This window comes from Bhargavaea cecembensis DSE10 (assembly GCF_000348905.1).
GTDB lineage: Bacteria > Bacillota > Bacilli > Bacillales_A > Planococcaceae > Bhargavaea > Bhargavaea cecembensis.
Map to the genome: position 1 here is coordinate 78,123 of NZ_AOFT01000005.1, position 19,303 is coordinate 97,425.

Sequence of the window (19,303 nt, forward strand, 5' to 3'; positions counted from 1 at the left end):
GAATAATGACAGCCCGAAGAGGAATTCCTCTTCGGGCTGTTTTTTTGCTGTGTACAGATGGCGGTGCGGGACGGCAATTTCCGGTATAATGGCAGTGAGGTGAATGGAATGTATGTGAACGAAACGTCAGTCAAGGTGCGCTACTCGGAAACCGACCAGATGGGGGTCGTCTATCACGCCAATTATCTGGTCTGGATGGAGATCGGACGGACATCACTGATCGAAGACATCGGTTTCCGTTACGATAAACTGGAACAGGAAGGGTACCTGTCGCCGGTGATCGACCTGAACATCAGCTATAAAAATGCAATGCGCTACGGGGAATCGGCCATCATCCGTACTTGGATCGAATCGCACGGGCGGCTGCGGACGACCTACGGCTATGAGATCCTTCACGAGGATGGCACGGTTGCTGCAACGGGGCAGTCCGTACACACGCTTGTCCATAAGGAAACATTCCGCCCGGTCGGCCTGCGCAAGGCAGATCCGGAGTGGGATGCGAAATACAGGGAACTGGCCAGGGAGCTTTCCTGATGGCATTCGGCGTCAAGCGTCAGGAAGTCGCCGAGTGGAAAGAAGCCGTCAGCAGGGGGGAGATCGCCTTCCTGACACATTACTGGCTGGACGACCGGTTCCCGGGCTGCAGGACGGTAACGAAAGCGGGATGCACGGATCTCGCCAAACTGGAGGCATGGGGCAGGCAATATGGCCTCCGGCCGGAATGGATCGATCACAAGGAACGCTATCCGCATTTCGACCTTTTCGCCGAAAGGGAATATGAAATCCTCAAAAAAGAGGGCAGGGAAGACCTGATCAGCCGATTCAGGCTGACCGGCACACAAAAAGCGTGAATCCTCCGCGGGATTCACGCTTTCTCTTTTTCGTATCCGTATTCAGGTTCATCCAATGCGGCATCATAACCGACAACGAGGTCGTGTCCGTCAAAGTACCATTCATCATCGGATTCGATGAAATAAGTGATGCCGCCCGCCTCGTTTGCCGCTGCCGGGTTTTCCGGCCTTTCCACAGACAGGCCAAGCGAAAAGCCGGGCTGCAGTCCGGATCCGCCATAGCGGACCGTGAAGCGGACAAAGTCGCCTGAACCGAGTCCCATCTCGTCATGAAACCATTTCTGCGCGTCTTCGGAAATTCTGATCTCCATGGAACACACCGCCTTCCGTGGTCTCCCTACAGTATACTAAAGCCACTTCACCTTTGGCTCGGTTCCCGCCTTGATGCGGCCGATATTCGCCCGGTGGCGGTAGAAGATAAAGGCGGACAGGACGATGATGACAATCAGCAGGTACAGATCGCCCGTCCTGACGTAGTTGATGATCGCATAGATCAGCGCGATGACACCCATCGCCATCGAGGTGAGGGAGACGATCTTCGTCAGTTTCAGGATGACGAGGAAAGATGCGATCAGGACGAGGAAAAACGGCCAGCTGTAACCGAGGATGACGCCGCCGGATGTCGCAACCGCCTTGCCGCCGCGGAACTTCGCGAACACCGGGAACATATGTCCGATGACCGATGCGATGCCCAGTGTCAGCGGATGGACGCCCGAGTCCGCGAATACAGGAAGATGCAAAAGTAGAACGGCAGCCGTCCCTTTCAGGATATCCATGAGGGTCACTGTGATGCCTGCACTTTTGCCAAGCACGCGGAAGGTATTTGTAGCGCCGAGGTTGCCGCTGCCCGACTCCCGGATGTCTTTGTTATAGAAAAGCTTCCCGATCCATAGTCCCGAAGGCACAGAGCCCAGTAAATATGCGATGAGCAGCACAATTGCCGTATCCATAGCAAACCTCTTTTCAGTTTAAGGGTTGGTCATAACAGTCAGTCTCAGTTTACATCATCAGGGCCGCACGCACAATGCCCCGCCGTACGGCCGAAAAACCATGAATACCCGGGAAACATTGCAACGGCGGGCTTTTGTAGTCTACAATGAAGTGCGGGACTCCCGACCCGGCGGTTGGACACGCGCCGGCAAAACAAGTACAATAGGAACATATACGAACAAACGTTTGATGGAGGAATCCTCTTGGCCAAAACAACTGAAACCATGAATTACAACGATGATTCGATCCAAGTGCTCGAGGGGCTCGAAGCGGTACGCAAGCGGCCGGGCATGTACATCGGCTCGACCGATTCGCGCGGACTTCATCACCTTGTCTATGAAATCGTTGACAACTCGGTCGATGAGGCGTTGGCCGGATTCGGCGAAGAGATCAATGTCACCGTCCACAAAGACGGCAGCGTCTCTGTACGGGACCACGGGCGCGGCATGCCGACGGGCACCCACAGCACCGGCAAGCCCACGACTGAAGTTATCCTGACGGTCCTGCACGCGGGCGGCAAGTTCGGGCAGGGGGGCTATAAGACAAGCGGCGGGCTCCACGGAGTCGGCGCTTCAGTCGTGAACGCCCTCAGCGAATGGCTCGAAGTGACCGTCTTCAAGGACGGCAAGAAGTTCCGCCAGCGATTCGAGGGCGGGGGACATCCTGTCACAACACTCGAGGAGATCGGAAACACACGCGAACGCGGGACGCTCATCCGATTCAAGCCGGATCCGTCCATCTTCTCGACAGTCAAGTACAACTATGAAATCCTGAGCGAACGGCTTCGGGAATCGGCCTTCCTGCTCAAAGGGATGAAAATCACCCTGTCAGACGAAGACAGCGGACGGAAAGATGAATTCCTCTATGAATCCGGCATCATGGAATTTGTCGGATATTTAAATGAAGAAAAAGACACGATGCATGACGTCTCCTATATCGAAGGGGAGCATGACGGCATCGAGCTGGAGTTCGCCTTCCAATTCACCGATGGCTATTCAGAGACGATTTTGTCATTCGTCAACAACGTCCGGACAAAGGACGGCGGTACGCATGAGACGGGCGTCAAGACGGCGATGACACGCGTTTTCAATGAGTATGCCCGGAAAGCGGGCCTGCTGAAGGAAAAAGACAAGAACCTGGACGGCGCGGATATCCGGGAAGGGATCTCCGCAATCATCTCGGTCCGGGTTCCGGAATCACTCCTGCAGTTCGAAGGGCAGACCAAAAGCAAGCTCGGCACCAGCCAGGCACGCGCCGCGGCGGACGCCGTCGTCTCCCAGAAGCTCATGTATTACCTGGAGGAACATGCGGAGCTTTCCGCTACACTTGTCCGCAAGGGGATCCGTGCGCAGCAGGCACGGGAAGCAGCACGCAAGGCGCGGGAAGATGCGCGTTCCGGAAAGAAGCGCAAGCGCTCCGAAATGCTGCTCTCCGGCAAGCTGACGCCGGCACAGTCAAAGAACGCCGCCAGGAACGAACTGTATCTCGTCGAAGGCGACTCGGCGGGCGGCTCGGCAAAACAGGGCCGCGACCGCACTTTCCAGGCAATCCTGCCGCTCCGGGGCAAGGTCATCAACACCGAAAAGGCGAAGCTCGAGGATATCATGAAGAACGAAGAGATCTCCACGATCATCCATACGATCGGCGGCGGAGTCGGTTCTGATTTCAGTGTCGAGGACATCGCCTACGACAAAATCATCATCATGACCGATGCCGACACCGACGGCGCCCACATCCAGGTTCTTCTCCTGACTTTCTTCTACCGGTACATGAAGCCGCTGATCGAGGCGGGCAAGGTGTATATCGCACTCCCGCCGCTCTATAAGGTTTCAAAAGGCAGCGGGAAAAAAGAGAAGGTCGAATACGCGTGGACCGAACGGGATCTTGACGCAGCGATCCGGAAAGTCGGCAAAGGCTACATCCTCCAGCGCTACAAAGGTCTAGGTGAGATGAACGCCGACCAGCTTTGGGATACGACGATGAATCCCGAGACGCGCACGCTGATCCGCGTCACGATCGAAGACGGCGCCAAATCCGAACGGCGGGTCACGACGCTCATGGGGGACAAGGTCGAGCCGAGAAGGAAGTGGATCGAGGACAACGTCGACTTCGGCATGGAGGACGGCGATACGATCCTTGAAAACGAATTCCTGACGGCCGAGACAGCTGAGGAGGAACAGGCATGACGGAAACGGCACAATATCAGGACCTCCCGCTTGAAGAGGTCATCGGCGACCGCTTCGGCCGGTACAGTAAATACATCATCCAGGACAGGGCGCTCCCGGATGCGCGCGACGGGCTGAAGCCGGTACAGCGGCGCATCCTGTTCGCAATGATGGAAGAAAACAATACGCACGAAAAACCATTCCGGAAATCGGCGAAGACGGTCGGGAACGTCATCGGCAAGTACCACCCGCACGGCGATTCCTCCGTCTACGAAGCGATGGTCCGGATGAGCCAGGACTGGAAGCTGCGGCATCCGCTGATCGAGATGCACGGGAACAACGGATCAGTCGACGGCGACCCGGCTGCGGCCATGCGTTATACGGAAGCCCGCCTGTCCGCGATCGCTTCCGAGATGCTGCGGGATATCGGCAAGCGAACCGTCGACTTTATCCCGAACTATGATGACAACGAAAACGAGCCGACGGTCCTGCCGGCAGTGCTTCCGAACCTGCTCATCAACGGCTCCACCGGAATTTCGGCGGGTTACGCCACAGATATCCCGCCCCACGCCCTTCATGAGGTGATCGATGCGGTCCTCATGAGGATCGATAACCCGGCGGCGACGACCGATGAACTGATGACCGTGCTCCAGGGGCCTGATTTTCCGACGGGGGGAATCATCCAGGGGGCGGAAGGCATCAAAAAGGCCTACGACACGGGGCGCGGAAAATTCATCATCCGTTCCAAGACCGAAATCGAAAAAATCCGCGGCGGCAAGCAGCAGATCGTCATCACGGAAATCCCTTATGAAGTGAACAAGGCACATCTCGTCAAGAAGATGGACGAGCTCCGGCTTGACCGAAAGCTGGAGGGGATTTCGGAAGTCCGTGACGAATCCGACCGCACCGGGCTCCGGATCGTCGTCGAGCTGAAGAAAGACATCGACGGTGAAGCCATCCTGCAGTATCTGTTCAAGAATACGGACCTGCAGGTCAGCTACAGCTTCAACATGATCGCAATCGACGAACGCCGTCCGAAGCTGATGTCGCTCGGCATGCTGCTGGATGCCTACATCGCACACCGGAAGGAAGTCGTCACAAAGCGTTCTGAATACGACCTGCTGCGCGCGAAAGACCGCCTGCATATCGTGGAAGGCCTCATGAAGGCCCTGTCGATCCTCGACGAGGTCATCCGCACGATCCGGGCATCCAATGATAAGCGGGATGCGAAAAACAACCTGATCGAATCGTTCGAGTTCACGGAACCGCAAGCGGAAGCGATCGTCTCCCTCCAGCTTTACCGGCTGACGAACACGGACATCACCGAGCTGAAAAAGGAAGAGGAGGAGCTGAAGGCGCTCGTGAAGGAACTCACGGAAATCCTCGCCTCCGAGAAAAAGCTCTTCCGTGTCATCAAGTCCGAGCTGAAGGATATCCGCAAGCGCTTCGCCGAACCGCGTCGCTCTGTGATCGAGGCGAAAATCCAGGAGATCAAGGTCGACCTCGACATTCTGATCCCAAGCGAGGATGTTGTCGTCACAGTCACAAAGGACGGCTACGCCAAGCGCACTAGTCTGCGTTCCTACGGGGCGTCAGGCGGCCGTGATCTCGAGATGAAGGAAACCGACCGCCTGCTGTTCGGGGGCACGCTCAACACCCAGCAGACGCTCCTGGTCTTCACTTCATCCGGCAACTATATCTATCAGCCCGTCCATGAGCTGCCGGATATCCGCTGGAAAGATCTCGGCCAGCATATCTCGAGCATCATCCAGCTGAGCCCGGAAGAAGAGATCATCGCCGCATTCGGGGTCGATTCGTTCGACCGCGAGGACATCGATGTGGTAACGGTTACCAAGGGCGGATTCATCAAGCGCTCCGCACTCGCCGACTACCAGGTCAAGCGGCACAACCGGGCGTACAAGGCCGTTTCCCTGAAGAAGGGGGACGTCCTCCAGTCAGTGCATCTTGCAAAGGCGACTGATGAAGTGCTGCTCTTTACACATCTTGCCTACGGGCTCCGGTTCCCGTTGGAGGAAGTCGCCCCGACAGGCGTCCGTACGGCGGGCGTCAAGGGCATCAATCTGAAAGATGGGGATTATGTCGTGTCCTCGGTTCTCCGTTCGCCGGAAGACGATCGCTCGCTGATCCTCGCGACGCACAGAGGTGCGGTAAAACGGATGCCGGTCAATGAATATGAACTCGGTTCGCGGGCAAAGCGTGGACTCGTATCGCTGAAAGAGCTGAAATCCAATCCGCACCGGCTAGTGGGCGTCGCCCTCGCCGGCAAAGAAGACACCGTCATCCTGCGGACGGACAAGGACGCGGAAGTCGCCGTCCTGCCGCATTCTTACCGGATGGCCGACCGCTATTCAAACGGCAGCTTCGCCGTCGACCAGAAAGAAGACGGCTATGTCACTTCGGTCTATCTTGCCGTTGATATGGGAGCCAAAGAAAATGAACAGGCATAAATGAAAACTCCCCCTGACCGCAGGCCATCCGGGCTGCAGGCAGGGGGAGTTTATGTTTGTTGTAGCAGTGTGTCGCCGGTTTCGTCATTCATGCTGGTAATTTCGTCATACACGGCTCCGGTTTCAACATTTACTGCCGCAATCTCGGCATTCGCACCAGTCGGATCCGCCAATGACGAAACCGAATGGTATATGATTAAATCATCATCCGGAATGACGAAATCGAAAAAATAACCATCAAAAAAGCGGGGGGCAGCGCCCTCCGCTTTCACTTTTCTCAGGAATCTCAGATTCCAAGGTTATCGTAAGTATAATAGCCATTTTCCTTATGGATCAGGCGCTCTGCGACATCAAGGGCGCCGGATGCGAAGATGTCCTTGGACTGGGCATGGTGTGCAATCGTGATCGTTTCATCGTGGCCGGCAAACAGCACTTCATGTTCACCGGTGATCGTGCCGCCGCGAACCGAGTGGATACCGATCTCCCCGTCCGTCCGTGCGCCTTCCGTCCGGGAACGGTCGTGCACGGGATGGACGTCGGGCCTTGCCGATGCGATGGCGTCATACAGCTTGATGAGCGTACCGCTCGGCGCATCCACCTTCTTGCGGTGGTGGCGTTCGGTCATTTCAATATCGAAGGCAGGGAGGAGGGAAGTGGCATACCGGACGATCTCCGTCAGGATATGCACCCCGTAGCTCATGTTCGCGCTGAAGAAAATCGGCTGGCGGTCCGCCTTTTCCTTCATCTGCTCGATCAGGACTTCCTTTTCGCCTGTGGTCGCGATCACCAGCGGTAGGCCGGTGTCTGCGGCAAGCAGGGCTTTCGTGAGGACAGGATGCGAGAAGTCGATGACGGCATCGGCTTCCGGAAGGCGTTCATCCGGCCGGTAAACCGGATAGCCGTCAGCCGACTGGCCGCGCAAAAGCAGCACACCCACAATTTCATGTCCCCGTTCCTTGGCAAGGGCAGCGACGCGTTTGCTCGACGCGCCGTACCCGCAAAGCAGCAATCTCATGTCAAACCTCCATCATCATTGATTCAAACTGCCGGATCAGGCGGCTTTGCTCCTCCTCTTCCAGCGGCATGAGGGGAAGTCGCACTTCATAGTCGCCGAAGCCGAGGTGCGATGTGAGCACCTTGATCGGAATCGGGTTCACATCAACCGACAGTGCGCTGATCAGCGGGGTCAGGCGGTAGTGAAGTTCCTGTGCCCGCGTCAGATTGGTGAATGTCTGTTCGTACATTTCCTGGAACTGGGCAGGCACCACGTTTGCCACGACCGAGATGACTCCCTGGCCGCCAAGGGAAGTGAACGGAAGCGCCGTATCGTCGTTTCCGCTGTAGAGCGCGAACGACGGATCCGTCACGAGGCGCACCTGGGACATGTAGTTGAGGTCACCGGTGGCATCTTTCAGGCCGACAATGTAAGGGTGGCGGCTCAGTTCCAGCACCGTTTCAGGCGTGATCGTCATACCTGTGCGGGAAGGGACATTATAGAGGAGGGCAGGGAGCTCCGCAGCATTCACGATCGCCTCGAAGTGGCGGATCAGGCCGCGCTGGCTCGTCTTGTTGTAGTAAGGGGTGATCAGCATGAGGCCGTCAGCGCCGATCTCCTTGGCTTCACGGGAAGCACGGATCGACTCGGCAGTGGAGTTTGAACCCGTACCCGCGATGACCGGTACACGGCCTGCTGCCGTTTCAACCGCAATTTCAAGAAGGCGGCTGCTTTCTTCCGCAGTGAGCGTCGAGCCTTCTCCTGTCGTGCCGTTGATGACAAGCGCCTGGATGTTGTTTTCGATCAGGAACTCCAGATGGCGGCGGAAGCTGTTGTAATCGACTTCCTCGTTTGTGAATGGGGTGGTAACTGCTGCGGCTACGCCTGTAAATAGATGTGTCATGTAAAATCCCTCTTTCTATCCATAATGTATTCCGGTCTCCCGGTTTCCGGCACAAACGCCCGGACAATGGATGAAATGTCCCATGCATCGGCATAAATAAAAGCCGGAAACGGTAGGTTTCCGGCTTGTGATTGTCGACGATGCACGACCGTGAGGTCACAAGTGGAAGCACTCCATTATTACGAGAATAATGACAGCCTGCATATTGTTCATATGCAGTCCAACGGGAAACAGCCTGAGAACCGGATCCCGTTTCGGCAAAACACCCTTTCCACCCGCTACCGGTCTGCAGCCGTTGCAGCGGGGTACTTATGAGCTTTGCTCCTCATCCATTGATATTAAATTTTGTTATTTCGAATCTTGTGTACTACGTTAACATGAAGAAACAAAGAATGCAAAGGGTTTTGCACAAATCTTTGCAAAAAGATCAAAGAAGGTAAGTCATGAGACGAAAAGCAGCTGGAAAAACCGGATAAATGAAGCATCCGGACGGTAAGCTGATGGAATGTGAATTTTGCGCCCGCAGCAAGAAAAGAAAAGCTTCGGCACAAAGAATGCGTCTCAATACGAAATGAGGCGTCCGTCTCACAAAGTGTTTGAGGATGAAGCGCCAGACAGTGTGCCTGGATGCGGAGACCAGAAATCGATCGCCAGATACAATTCAGATCCGATATATAAAGAACATACGTAAATCAGCCAAGTAGCCAAGTGCTGATTCGGGCCTGAATTTCCGTTTTGTCTCACTGTCTTGAGTATACTACTTAATGAAACGTAACTTCCGAAAATAGAAATTATGTAAACTAAAAATAAGAGAAGCCACTTACGGCCAGGATCCGTCTCTCCCATTCTATACGTCCAGCCATAACCATGCCAAAAACATAAATGATAAAGAATGATTCTGCTGACCTCGTCTCTTTTGTTGGTCGCAATGAATATTCATCAACCCGCCAGCTTGCTTGGACATCCAGCTTTAGCTGAATCAATTTGACAGGACTCCATATACATTGGACTCAAATTCTACCTTGCAGGATTTCAATATTGCATCGTTCACGGCTCACGTCATGTTTCCGGTTTCATGAAGTGATCCGCTTGGACGTAATTCTTGCCCAGTTCATTTTGGCTGCGCCTTTTATTAAGGTATGCAGCCGAGCCGATTGTACATAAGCCTTTTGCGACTGGTCAGCTTAAGATTCAGCGACCCGAACACCACGAATCTTTGCCGTGTTGTTTTTAATGATTTCGCGACCCGCTGAACCCAGACCGACTGTGTTACATGATGTGTATCATTGCTCCGTCAACTTCTGTTCCGTATAATCTGCCGTATAATAGATGCACATTAAAAGTAATGTATCCACAGACCGGTCCATCGTTGTTTGTAACTTGATTGCAAAATGAAATTAAAAGTATCAAATTCTGCAAATGTTATGCTTGCATTTTACAATTAAACGAGTGCTTTATAGGCTTATCAAGGGATTTAATCCATTACTTTCTGATTGCAATAATCGAACTTGCATTTTGCATCTATTGGTCAGGCAGGAATCATTCCTCATTCCCGCCAAGAATCCGCTGCAATTGACTTAGTGAACGGACAATGATTTCTTGTTCAAATTCACCCATTGATGCAAGGGCCTCATTCATCTGTTTCTGTATTTCGTCATCAATCTGTTTCACCTTTTTGCTGCCTTTGTCGGTCAGCGAAAGAATCTGAATCCTGCGGTCTCCGGGATATGGTCTCCGTTTGACATATCCGCCATTCACGAGCGTCTGGACCTGCCGGGAGAATGTCGTGATGTCCATGCCGAGCCCCCTGGCCGTCTCCTGCATCGACGGTTCATTTCTCGACTGGATCTCATGCATGATGGTGCTTTGCTGAATGGAAACGTCCGTACAGGCCTCCTTGTGGATCTTGTTCAGTTCCCCGTTCAGTGAATGGAATGTCGCCAGCAGCTGTTCCATGCCTGATCCCCCTCCCCTTTGAATTGATTGTACATTCAAAAAACGGAACGTGCATCCGATTGGATGCGCGTTCCGCAAAAGTTTCAGGCGTATTGGATTTCGTCTTCATCATAGGCGTCGACTCCATTTTCTACATGGACGGTCGTCTTCAGCAACAGCTTCTCGCTGTCCTTATTGACCAGCCAGCGGTCATCCGGCACGATTTCAAAAGGAATCATGCGGGTCTCCTTCGATTTGGAATCACCGATCAGCTCGAGGGAGTGCTTGGTGATCGTCCGGTCCACATCCTCAAAATCGCTCATCGCATCTTCACGATGAATGCGGACCAATACTTCCAGCGTGATATGGTCAATGATCTGATCCGCTTCGCCGCCGTCAATATAGACGGTTCCGTTCAGTGTCTCCCCTTCTTCCAGCACCTGGTTGTCGACGACTGTGTCGACTTCAAGTCCCCCGATGCCGATTTTGGATAGGAATGATTTCAGCATGTCACTCTCTCCCCGTTTTTTCGATAATCCTTCTGCTGTCCGTTTCGTATCTCATTTTCGGATTGTATTCATGTTCATCGTATCGCTTTTTGAACAGTTTGAACAGATGAGACACAATGACCTTCAAAAGTGCATAACCCGGTATCCCCAGGATGACTCCCGGGACCCCGAACAGCGAACCGGCGGTCAGAAGGACAAAAATGATGGTAATCGGATGAATATGCAGTGTTTTACCCATAACCTGGGGAGAGATAAACTTCCCTTCCACCAGCTGGACGATTGTCCAGACCGCAGCGAGCTTCAGGATCATGAACGGTGACGTGACAAGCGCAATGATCAGGGCCGGCGTGATGGCAATCACAGGGCCGAGGTACGGGACGACACTTGTCACCGCGGCCAGTGCGCCGAGCGCGAGTGCATATTCCATGCCGATGATCACGAACCCGATATAAATCAGCAGGCCGATGCAGAACGAGACGATCAGCTGTCCCTGAATATAGTTGCTGAGCTGCTGGTCGGCATCATGCAAGATTTCCTTGGCATCACGTCTCATGCGCGGGGGCATGAGCTTCAAAATATAATCTGGAAGCCGGTCCCCGTCCTTCAGGAGATAAAACAGGATGAACGGAACGGTGACAATCGAGATGACAATCCCGGTCAGTGTCGAGATAAAATTCGTCACGCCGGAAGCGATACCGCCTGCCGTGTCCCGGAAAAATCCGGCGATGTCTTCGAATACCGAATCGATCAGCAGGTTCAGGTTTACATCAAGCTGATTATAGTACGAAGCAAACAGTGAGGTGCTCAGATAAGCGTCGATGTTCAGAATCAGCTGTCTGAAGTATTCCGGGAACTCCTGGACCAGGTTGATGACCTGCGTTTTCAGGAACGGATAAATCAGGAATACGGCGAGCGAGATAAGCCCGATCCCGCCGATGTAAATAATGAGAATCCCCCATACACGGGGGATTCTCGACCGCTCAAGAAGCCGGAGGACCGGCCGGAGCAGATAAAACAATACAGCTGCCAGCACAACAGGCAGCACGACATTCTGGACAAGCACTTTCACAGGCGTGAATACAAATTGGATCTGGTTGAACACCAGGATAATCAGCCCGGCCAATAGGATGATCCCCAGGACGAACAGTGTCGTGCGTCCCCCCAGAAAACGGATCACCCGGCTTTGCCCGGGGTTCCCCTTTTCTCTTTCCATCGGCCTCCCCCTTCTCTCTGTTTATGGCATAAGCCGCGCGGATGCGCCTTTCATGGCCTCGGGTGTTCCGAGGAATTCGCTGATTGCTTCCCGATTGGCGGACACATCCAGTTCGATCACCGATCCGGCATGCGAATAGGAGCCGAAACTGTATGTCCCTTCCACCGGAATGGTCATGCGGTCGATCTCCATTCCTCCCGACACTGCCGCCTTCAGCACCTTGCGGAGCCCGTCCATGCCGCCGACATCAGTTTCAACGTAACCCGTCGCGGCACCTGCGAGTTTGGGCAGGCGCGGCAGCGTGGCCGGCGAAAGAACTTCATCCTTCAGGGCAGCAATCACTTTCTGCTGCCGTTCCACACGCCCGAAGTCCCCTTCGCTGTCCGCCCTAAAGCGCGCATAGCCGAGCAGTTCCTTGCCGTTCAGATCATGTGTGCCCTGCGTCAGGGTTACGCCGATCTTCTCGGACATCGGCTTTTCCACATCAATCCGGACACCGTCGGGAGCGGCAATATCGATCAGCTTCTCGAAGTTGTCGAAGTCCGTCACGGCGTAATGGTGGATCGGAACGCCAAACATGCCGGAAATGGTATCCTTCGCAAGCTGCACACCGCCGAGGTAGTAGGCCGTGTTCAGTTTGTAGGACTGATAGCCCGGAATATCGGCATAAATGTCCCTCATGAACGAAACGAGCTTGACTTGGTTGTTTTCCTTATCGAGTGAAGCCAGGATCATTGTATCGGAGCGGGACTTGCCCGATTCTGCATCATCAATCCCGAGAAGCAGGTAATTTTCGATATACGGGTACTGCGGATCAATCGGGTCGCCGCTGAATGGCCCTGAATCCGGCTTATCGCCGGTCGCGAGATCGCGTCCCTGGTTATATTGCCATACGGAGTACAGGCCGACGGCAATCGCCAGGACGACCAGCAGTGCAAACAGCGTCCGGAACGGACGCAGCCTCCGGCGCCGCTTCCTGCCACTCCTTGTGCGCGGTGTTTCCATCATAATTCCTCCAAACTCTTATTCGTGAATAGGACGCCGCTTCCCTTCCGGGGGTTGCACCTTGCCGCCTGCATGGACGGGTGCTACAATACAGTCCGGGTAAAATCATAGAAGAGAAGGTGCTGCAATGGCAGGACAAAAGACTGAAAAGGCGATCTTCGCCGGCGGATGCTTCTGGTGCATGGTCAAGCCGTTCAAGGAATGGGACGGCGTATCGGATCTCATATCCGGCTATACGGGAGGAACGCTTGAGGACCCCACCTATGAAGACGTCAAGCGCGGCGACACGGGCCATTACGAGGCCGTCGAAATTGAGTTCGATCCGGCTGTATTCCCTTATGAGGAGCTGCTGAATGTCTACTGGCAGCAGATCGATCCGACCGATGACGGCGGGCAGTTCCACGATCGCGGGGATTCCTACCGGACGGCCATCTTCTATACGACGGAAGAACAGCGCGAGGCTGCCCTGCGTTCACGGGAAGCCCTCGGGAAAAGCGGGCGTTTCGACAAGCCGATCGTTACGGAGATCCTTCCGGCCTCGACTTTCTACCCGGCCGAAGACTATCATCAGGACTATTATCTCAAAGAACGCGAGCATTATGAACAGGACCGTGCCAAATCAGGCCGGGACGAATTCATCAGTACCCATTGGGGACAGTAAGCATCCGCACCGGCGGATGCTTTTTCTCATTTTCCGCTTTCCTGTTTCCACAATTATATCCGTCTTCCATCCCTGTTCTTACATTGGAGATACCCGAACTTGCGTTCCTAAACATCACCGGTTAATATTGGGAATGTAGGTGATGAATATGAAAATCGTACAGTGGGCATATGCCCGCAAATATCAGATCAAAGCCGTTTTTGATGACTTTCCGGAGACTGTATTTTTGTTCAGGCGCATCGGTGAGTTCTATTTTCTTTTTTCCTGCAGCGGCGGCGAATTCACACGCCTGCCGGAGCGCAGCGACTATAACCGGATGGAGGAGCTCATCAATGAAGAGCTCGGCACACTGGAGCATTATCTGAACCGCCGGAGCAACCGGCTCGGCGCCTCGTAGGGCAAGCCGGTTCTTCGCCATGCCTCCGGTTACAGTTCGGCACGTCTTTATGGTATAATCGGAGCATTGTGAACAAGGAGGAGAATGCATGATCCAGGTCAGCAACGTCAGTCTTCGCTTCGGCGACCGCAAGCTGTTCGAAGACGTCAATATAAAATTCACCCCGGGGAACTGCTACGGACTGATCGGCGCGAACGGCGCCGGCAAATCCACGTTCCTCAAGATTCTATCCGGAGAGCTGGAACCTCAGTCAGGCAACGTATCAATGGGGCCGGATGAGCGGCTCGCCGTCCTGAAGCAGGACCACTTCCAGTACGAGGAAAACGAAGTGCTCGAGACGGTCATCATGGGCCACAAGCGCCTGTTTGAAGTGATGACGGAGAAGAATGCCATCTATATGAAGGAAGACTTCTCCGACGAGGACGGCATGCGTGCCGCAGAGCTGGAGGGCGAGTTCGCCGAAATGAACGGCTGGGAAGCGGAAACAGACGCTTCGATCCTCCTGCAGGGCCTCGGCATTCCGGAATCGATGCACCACGTCAAGATGAAGGAACTGAGCGGTTCCGACAAAGTCAAGGTCCTTCTTGCACAGGCCCTCTTCGGCAAGCCCGATGTCCTGCTGCTTGACGAGCCGACCAACCACCTTGACCTGAAGGCGATCCAGTGGCTCGAAGAGTTCCTCATCAACTTCGAGAACACCGTCATCGTCGTTTCCCACGACCGCCACTTCCTGAACAAGGTTTGTACGCACATTGCGGACCTCGACTTCAGCAAGATCCAGGTTTATGTCGGCAACTACGACTTCTGGTACGAATCCAGCCAGCTGGCAGCCAGGATGGCGTCTGAGCAAAACAAGAAAAAGGAAGAAAAGGTCAAGGAACTCCAGGCATTCATCGCCCGGTTCAGTGCGAACGCCTCGAAATCCAAGCAGGCCACTTCCAGGAAAAAGATGCTCGAGAAAATCGAGCTGGATGACATCAAACCGTCGTCGCGCCGGTATCCGTATGTCAACTTCCAGATCGGCCGGGAGATCGGCAATGACGTCCTTCAGATAAAAGACCTCACGATCACGGAAGAAGGCCAGACCTATGTGAAGGACATCAACTTCACGATGAACAAGGATGACAAAATCATCCTTCTCGGCAACCCGCTTGCCAAATCCGCGCTTCTCGATGTACTCGCCGGTGAACGCGAGCCGGACGCCGGCTCTTACAAATGGGGCGTAACAACTTCCCAGGCGTACTTCCCTCAGGACAACAGCGAGTTCTTTGAAGGCACAAACCAGCCGACGCTGGTCGACTGGCTCCGCCAGTACTCCCCTGAGGACCAGACGGAGACGTTCCTCCGCGGATTCCTCGGAAGAATGCTGTTCTCGGGTGAAGAAGTGAAGAAAAAGCCGTCCGTCCTCTCCGGGGGAGAAAAGGTCCGCTGCATGCTGTCGAAGATGATGCTGACGAATGCAAACGTCCTTCTCCTGGACGAGCCGACGAACCACCTCGACCTTGAATCGATCCAGGCGCTCAACAACGGCCTGATCGCCTTCAAGGGCGCGATGATCTTTACATCGCATGACCACCAGTTCATCCAGACGATCGCGAACCGGGTCATTGAAATCAAGGATGATGGCTCGATCCTCGACAAACAGCTCACTTATGATGAATATCTCGAATGGCGTGACGCACAGGGCGTCGCAAACTGACCCCATTACAAAGGAGACGGCAGATGCCGTCTCCTTTTTTCGTCCCGGCGCTTCAGCGCTTCCGGATAAACCTGCGCGCCAGCGTACCGGCAGGAAGCTTCCGCACCACTTTGCCGCCTTTTGCGCTGATGCGCTCAAGCGTGCGGAGAAGCTTTACGTTGCCCGTCCAGTGCTCTTCCAGTACATCTTCTCCCGCCGCGCCGACAAGTGTATTGATGATGAATGCGGCAACCGCCACATCATCGAGGAATCCGCCCGGCCCGAGGATGCCTTCAGGCAGGAAATCGACCGGAGAGATAAAGTAAAGGATCCCGCTGGCGACCAGCAGCTTGCTTTTCCCGTCGATCCGGCTGTCGGTCATCGACTTCATCATAAGATGGAACAAATCCGGCGCAAACAGGATGATGTCGGCAAACCGCCCCCGCTTCCCGGGCTTGTCCCCGAGCCATGAAGCCACCCTGCCCCTGAGCCGTTCATAAAAGTCCTGCTGCTCTTTTCCCGAAGGCAGCGGACGCTTCAGTTCGGAATCCATTCGATCACGTCCCTTCCCCGTCCTATACCAAAGTTACCGGGAAATGAAACGTACGTTCAAGAAAAACGGCCGGCCGTCCCGGCTGCGGACATGAAAAAGAGGCTTCCGGAAAATCCGGAAGCCTCCCGTATGAACCCGCCGATCAGAGCTTGACGACGTTTGCAGCCTGTGGTCCGCGGTTGCCTTCGACAACTTCGAACTCAACTTGCTGGCCTTCGTCAAGCGTCTTGAAGCCTTCGCCCTGGATGGCGGAGAAGTGTACGAATACGTCGTCCTCGCCTTCGACTTCGATGAAGCCGAATCCCTTTTCCGCGTTGAACCATTTCACTGTACCTTGTTTCATGTTGATTTTACCCCCAACTTAAAAGAAATAATTTTAATATGGAACTTTTTTGGAGGAACAAAAAAATTCACATATTATAAAAAGTACCGACCTGAACCCGATCACTTTTTATAATAGGTGAATCCGTGTTTCCAGTCCTCGTGTTCAATTAATGCCATTATACCATCTTAAGGAAGCGTGTCAACGATAAGGGTCCGAATATTTTTTATTTTTTTGAAAACGGATGCGGCTTCCCGTCTTTCATGACGATGAGACCGTGAAACAGCTGCAGATCCTCGGCGCAGTCTTCGCAGTAGCACACTTCTTTCACGTTCCAGAACGCCCAGAATTTTCCGTCTTTCTCAGCTTCGTGCTCACACTCCTGCCGGAACCGGGAAATCAGTTCGGACAGGCCCGCCTCCGCGGATTTCTCGCAGTCAAAAACCTTCCGTTCCTGAATATGCTCTTCCCAGCCTTCAAATTGCCACCATGGCTCATAGTCTGCTCTCATATAGATGATTTCATACATACTGATCAACCTTCTTTTTCAATGTGATGCTGACGTCAGACCCATTGTAGCAAATGAGCGCTTATTCTCCACGTGTTACGCTCACAGGCAGGCGATTCGGATGTTTCGCGAACGGGTATGCGATATAATGGAGACAGGCCGCGCCGGAAACAAAATGAAACTTTCCGGCCGATCCGGACGTAAAAATAGTAAGATTCCTTTAGGAGGTCCGGCCAGATGAATACATTCCAGCAATTTTTGACGCGGCATGCGATTATGCTGCCGGTCAGCTTCGGATCCTGGCTCTATTTCCTGTTGGGTGCCGGCATGGGATTCGTCCCAGCCACCGGCCTGCTCATCGCGATCTACCTTGCAGGCGATTTCACGATCAGGCAGGTACAGACCGGCTCAACGGTGAAAAAACTCGGCATGACCCGATCCGAATATAAACATATCGTCCACCAGCTGGGACAGGCGAAGGCCAAGCTCCGCCAGCTGAATACCCATTACGGCAGTATCCGTTCCGTACAGGCATTCCGCCAGCTGAACGACCTGAACAAGCTGTCAAAGCGCATCATCGGGATTGTCCAGCAGAACCCGCGCAAGTTCTATAATGTCGAGAAGTTCTTTTACGCACACCTCGATTCTGCGGTCGAGCTGTCTTCCAAGTATGCACTTTTGGCAAACCAGCCGACCAAGGACGATGAGATGAAACAGGCACTTGAAGACACACGCGAAACCTTGAAAGACCTGAATGTGGAAATCCGCAAAGACGTAAAGCGGGCGCTTGCCACCGACCTGGAGACATTGAGGTTCGAACTGGACTATGCGGAGGTCCTGACGGGTAAGGAAAAAAGGCAGCTTGAACTGCAGGAGCGGAAACAACTGAAAGAGCCCGAGCAAGCGCAGCTGAAAGGAGACGACACTGATGACAGAAAACAAACCGGCCCGTGAAACGGCAGATCTGACGATGGACGACCTACTCGATAATCCGTTCGACCTGAAGCCCCAAACCTCACTCCTGCCTGATGAGATGGCCAATCAGGCGCCCGCAAAGCCGGGCGTCAAGCTGATGGAGCGCCTCAGTGAGGAGGAGCAGCAAAAGGCACGGGATCTGGCCAAACAGATACCTGCGGGCAACTACGAGGCGATCATCACTTACGGGGCGAACGCGCAAAATCAGCTGTCGACGTTCTCCCATAAGATGCTCGACCATGTACAGGCCAAGGATATCGGGCCTGTCGGCGATGTCCTCAAAGATCTGATGGGCAAGCTGAACGAGATCGATCCGGAAGATTTATCGGTCGAGAAAAAGACCGGCATTCGGAAATGGTTCGGACGGGTACAAAAATCCGTTCAGGAACTCATGACGAAATACCAGAAGCTGAGCACCCAGATTGACCGGATCGGCGTCCAGCTGGAGCATGCCAAGCGCGGCCTCATCGAGGACGTCCAGATGCTCGACCAGCTATACGATCAGAACAAGGCCTACTTCCAGGCGCTGAACGTCTATATCGCGGCAGCCGAACTTAAACGGGACGAAATCGTCAATGAAATCATTCCGGCGATGAGAAAAAAAGCTGAAGAGTCCAACGACCAGATGGCCTTCCAGGAAGTCAACGATATGGCACAGTTTGTCGACCGGCTTGAAAAGCGGATCTATGACCTGCAGCTGTCACGCCAGATCACCATCCAGAGCGCACCGCAGATCCGCATGATCCAGCAGACAAACCAGACGCTGGCCGAAAAGATCCAGTCGTCGATCATGACCTCGATTCCCCTCTGGAAAAACCAGATCGCCATCGCACTGACCCTCAATCGCCAGCGCAAAGCGGTCGAGTCCCAGCGTGCGGTCACCGAGACGACAAACGAGCTCCTTCTCCGCAACTCCGAAATGCTCAAGATGAACAGCATCGAAACAGCCAAGGAGAACGAGCGCGGGCTTGTGGAAGTGGACACACTCAAGAAAACCCAGGAAAACCTGATCTCCACTATCGAGGAAACACTGGCAATCCAGGCGGACGGACGCGCAAAGCGGAAGGCCGCGGAAATCGAGATTGCCCGCATGGAAGAAGAACTCAAGCAGCGCTTGATCGCTGTCGCGGAAAAAGCGGAAAACCGTCCTCAATGAGGACGGTTTTTTTGCTGCA

21 protein-coding genes and 1 riboswitch are annotated in these 19,303 nt (G+C 54.0%); of the genes, 9 read left to right on the top strand and 12 right to left on the bottom strand.

Annotated elements, in window-relative coordinates; genetic code table 11:
- Nucleotides 1-108: 108 nt before the first annotated feature.
- Both C772_RS06190 and C772_RS06195 read left to right on the top strand, forming a co-directional pair.
- On the top strand, nucleotides 109-534 hold the full coding sequence (locus C772_RS06190; RefSeq protein ID WP_008298341.1) for an acyl-CoA thioesterase: 426 nt from the start codon (nucleotides 109-111) through the stop codon (nucleotides 532-534).
- Complete coding sequence (locus C772_RS06195; RefSeq protein ID WP_008298343.1) at nucleotides 534-851, top strand: hypothetical protein; 318 nt, start codon at nucleotides 534-536, stop codon at nucleotides 849-851. The genes C772_RS06190 and C772_RS06195 overlap by 1 nt, the downstream gene beginning before the upstream one ends.
- Nucleotides 852-865: 14 nt before the next feature.
- Here the strand turns inward: C772_RS06195 and C772_RS06200 are convergent, their stop codons facing one another.
- Complete coding sequence (locus tag C772_RS06200; RefSeq protein WP_008298344.1) at nucleotides 866-1,162, bottom strand: HesB/YadR/YfhF family protein; 297 nt, start codon at nucleotides 1,160-1,162, stop codon at nucleotides 866-868.
- A gap of 36 nt (nucleotides 1,163-1,198) precedes the next feature.
- Nucleotides 1,199-1,801, bottom strand: coding sequence for a glycerol-3-phosphate 1-O-acyltransferase PlsY (gene plsY / locus C772_RS06205; RefSeq protein ID WP_008298346.1), 603 nt, complete (start codon nucleotides 1,799-1,801; stop codon nucleotides 1,199-1,201).
- Nucleotides 1,802-2,065: 264 nt separating this feature from the next.
- Between plsY and parE the strand changes: the two genes are divergently transcribed.
- Nucleotides 2,066-4,027, top strand: coding sequence for a DNA topoisomerase IV subunit B (gene parE, locus C772_RS06210; RefSeq protein ID WP_152419716.1), 1,962 nt, complete (start codon nucleotides 2,066-2,068; stop codon nucleotides 4,025-4,027).
- The gene (gene parC, locus C772_RS06215; protein ID WP_008298350.1) at nucleotides 4,024-6,474 is read left to right on the top strand and encodes a DNA topoisomerase IV subunit A; all 2,451 of its coding nucleotides are present in this window, start codon (nucleotides 4,024-4,026) and stop codon (nucleotides 6,472-6,474) included. Before parE ends, parC begins: the two co-directional genes overlap by 4 nt.
- Before the next feature lie 50 nt (nucleotides 6,475-6,524).
- Here parC and C772_RS06220 read toward each other — a convergent pair whose 3' ends face one another.
- The 7 genes from C772_RS06220 to C772_RS06250 form a co-directional block, all read right to left on the bottom strand.
- Nucleotides 6,525-6,746: a hypothetical protein gene (locus C772_RS06220; RefSeq protein ID WP_035001643.1), complete on the bottom strand. Its 222-nt coding sequence runs from the start codon at nucleotides 6,744-6,746 to the stop codon at nucleotides 6,525-6,527.
- A gap of 14 nt (nucleotides 6,747-6,760) precedes the next feature.
- Nucleotides 6,761-7,489, bottom strand: a complete 729-nt coding sequence (dapB, locus tag C772_RS06225; RefSeq protein ID WP_008298352.1) for a 4-hydroxy-tetrahydrodipicolinate reductase — start codon at nucleotides 7,487-7,489, stop codon at nucleotides 6,761-6,763.
- A 1-nt stretch (nucleotide 7,490) separates the two neighbouring features.
- Nucleotides 7,491-8,372, bottom strand: coding sequence for a 4-hydroxy-tetrahydrodipicolinate synthase (dapA, locus tag C772_RS06230; RefSeq protein WP_008298353.1), 882 nt, complete (start codon nucleotides 8,370-8,372; stop codon nucleotides 7,491-7,493).
- A 158-nt stretch (nucleotides 8,373-8,530) separates the two neighbouring features.
- A riboswitch (Lysine riboswitch) is annotated at nucleotides 8,531-8,709 on the bottom strand.
- A 1,202-nt stretch (nucleotides 8,710-9,911) separates the two neighbouring features.
- Nucleotides 9,912-10,328, bottom strand: coding sequence for a MarR family winged helix-turn-helix transcriptional regulator (locus C772_RS06235; protein ID WP_008298355.1), 417 nt, complete (start codon nucleotides 10,326-10,328; stop codon nucleotides 9,912-9,914).
- Between the two features lie 83 nt (nucleotides 10,329-10,411).
- Nucleotides 10,412-10,816, bottom strand: coding sequence for a sporulation protein (locus tag C772_RS06240; protein WP_008298357.1), 405 nt, complete (start codon nucleotides 10,814-10,816; stop codon nucleotides 10,412-10,414).
- A gap of 1 nt (nucleotide 10,817) precedes the next feature.
- Complete coding sequence (locus tag C772_RS06245; RefSeq protein WP_008298358.1) at nucleotides 10,818-12,029, bottom strand: AI-2E family transporter; 1,212 nt, start codon at nucleotides 12,027-12,029, stop codon at nucleotides 10,818-10,820.
- Nucleotides 12,030-12,050: 21 nt separating this feature from the next.
- Nucleotides 12,051-13,034 (bottom strand): LCP family protein, encoded by a 984-nt coding sequence (locus tag C772_RS06250; RefSeq protein ID WP_008298359.1) that lies wholly within the window; start codon nucleotides 13,032-13,034, stop codon nucleotides 12,051-12,053.
- Nucleotides 13,035-13,161: 127 nt separating this feature from the next.
- Between C772_RS06250 and msrA the strand changes: the two genes are divergently transcribed.
- The 3 genes from msrA to C772_RS06265 all read left to right on the top strand — a co-directional run bounded on the left by msrA (nucleotide 13,162) and on the right by C772_RS06265 (nucleotide 15,791).
- On the top strand, nucleotides 13,162-13,695 hold the full coding sequence (gene msrA, locus C772_RS06255) for a peptide-methionine (S)-S-oxide reductase MsrA (protein WP_008298360.1): 534 nt from the start codon (nucleotides 13,162-13,164) through the stop codon (nucleotides 13,693-13,695).
- Between the two features lie 142 nt (nucleotides 13,696-13,837).
- Nucleotides 13,838-14,092: a hypothetical protein gene (locus C772_RS06260; protein ID WP_008298361.1), complete on the top strand. Its 255-nt coding sequence runs from the start codon at nucleotides 13,838-13,840 to the stop codon at nucleotides 14,090-14,092.
- 88 nt (nucleotides 14,093-14,180) lie between these two features.
- Complete coding sequence (locus C772_RS06265; protein WP_008298362.1) at nucleotides 14,181-15,791, top strand: ABC-F family ATP-binding cassette domain-containing protein; 1,611 nt, start codon at nucleotides 14,181-14,183, stop codon at nucleotides 15,789-15,791.
- Between the two features lie 52 nt (nucleotides 15,792-15,843).
- Here C772_RS06265 and C772_RS06270 read toward each other — a convergent pair whose 3' ends face one another.
- From C772_RS06270 to C772_RS06280, 3 genes are all read right to left on the bottom strand, one after another.
- Complete coding sequence (locus tag C772_RS06270) at nucleotides 15,844-16,323, bottom strand: YkvA family protein (RefSeq protein WP_008298363.1); 480 nt, start codon at nucleotides 16,321-16,323, stop codon at nucleotides 15,844-15,846.
- Nucleotides 16,324-16,465: 142 nt separating this feature from the next.
- A complete protein-coding gene (locus C772_RS06275) occupies nucleotides 16,466-16,666 on the bottom strand; it encodes a cold-shock protein (protein ID WP_008298364.1) in 201 nt (66 codons plus the stop codon).
- Nucleotides 16,667-16,871: 205 nt separating this feature from the next.
- Nucleotides 16,872-17,174 (bottom strand): DUF1033 family protein, encoded by a 303-nt coding sequence (locus C772_RS06280; RefSeq protein ID WP_008298366.1) that lies wholly within the window; start codon nucleotides 17,172-17,174, stop codon nucleotides 16,872-16,874.
- A gap of 216 nt (nucleotides 17,175-17,390) precedes the next feature.
- On the opposite strand from C772_RS06280, the gene C772_RS06285 reads away from it, so the two are divergent.
- On the top strand, nucleotides 17,391-18,107 hold the full coding sequence (locus C772_RS06285; protein WP_008298368.1) for a 5-bromo-4-chloroindolyl phosphate hydrolysis family protein: 717 nt from the start codon (nucleotides 17,391-17,393) through the stop codon (nucleotides 18,105-18,107).
- A complete protein-coding gene (locus tag C772_RS06290; protein ID WP_008298370.1) occupies nucleotides 18,082-19,284 on the top strand; it encodes a toxic anion resistance protein in 1,203 nt (400 codons plus the stop codon). Before C772_RS06285 ends, C772_RS06290 begins: the two co-directional genes overlap by 26 nt.
- The last annotated feature ends 19 nt before the right edge of the window (nucleotides 19,285-19,303 follow it).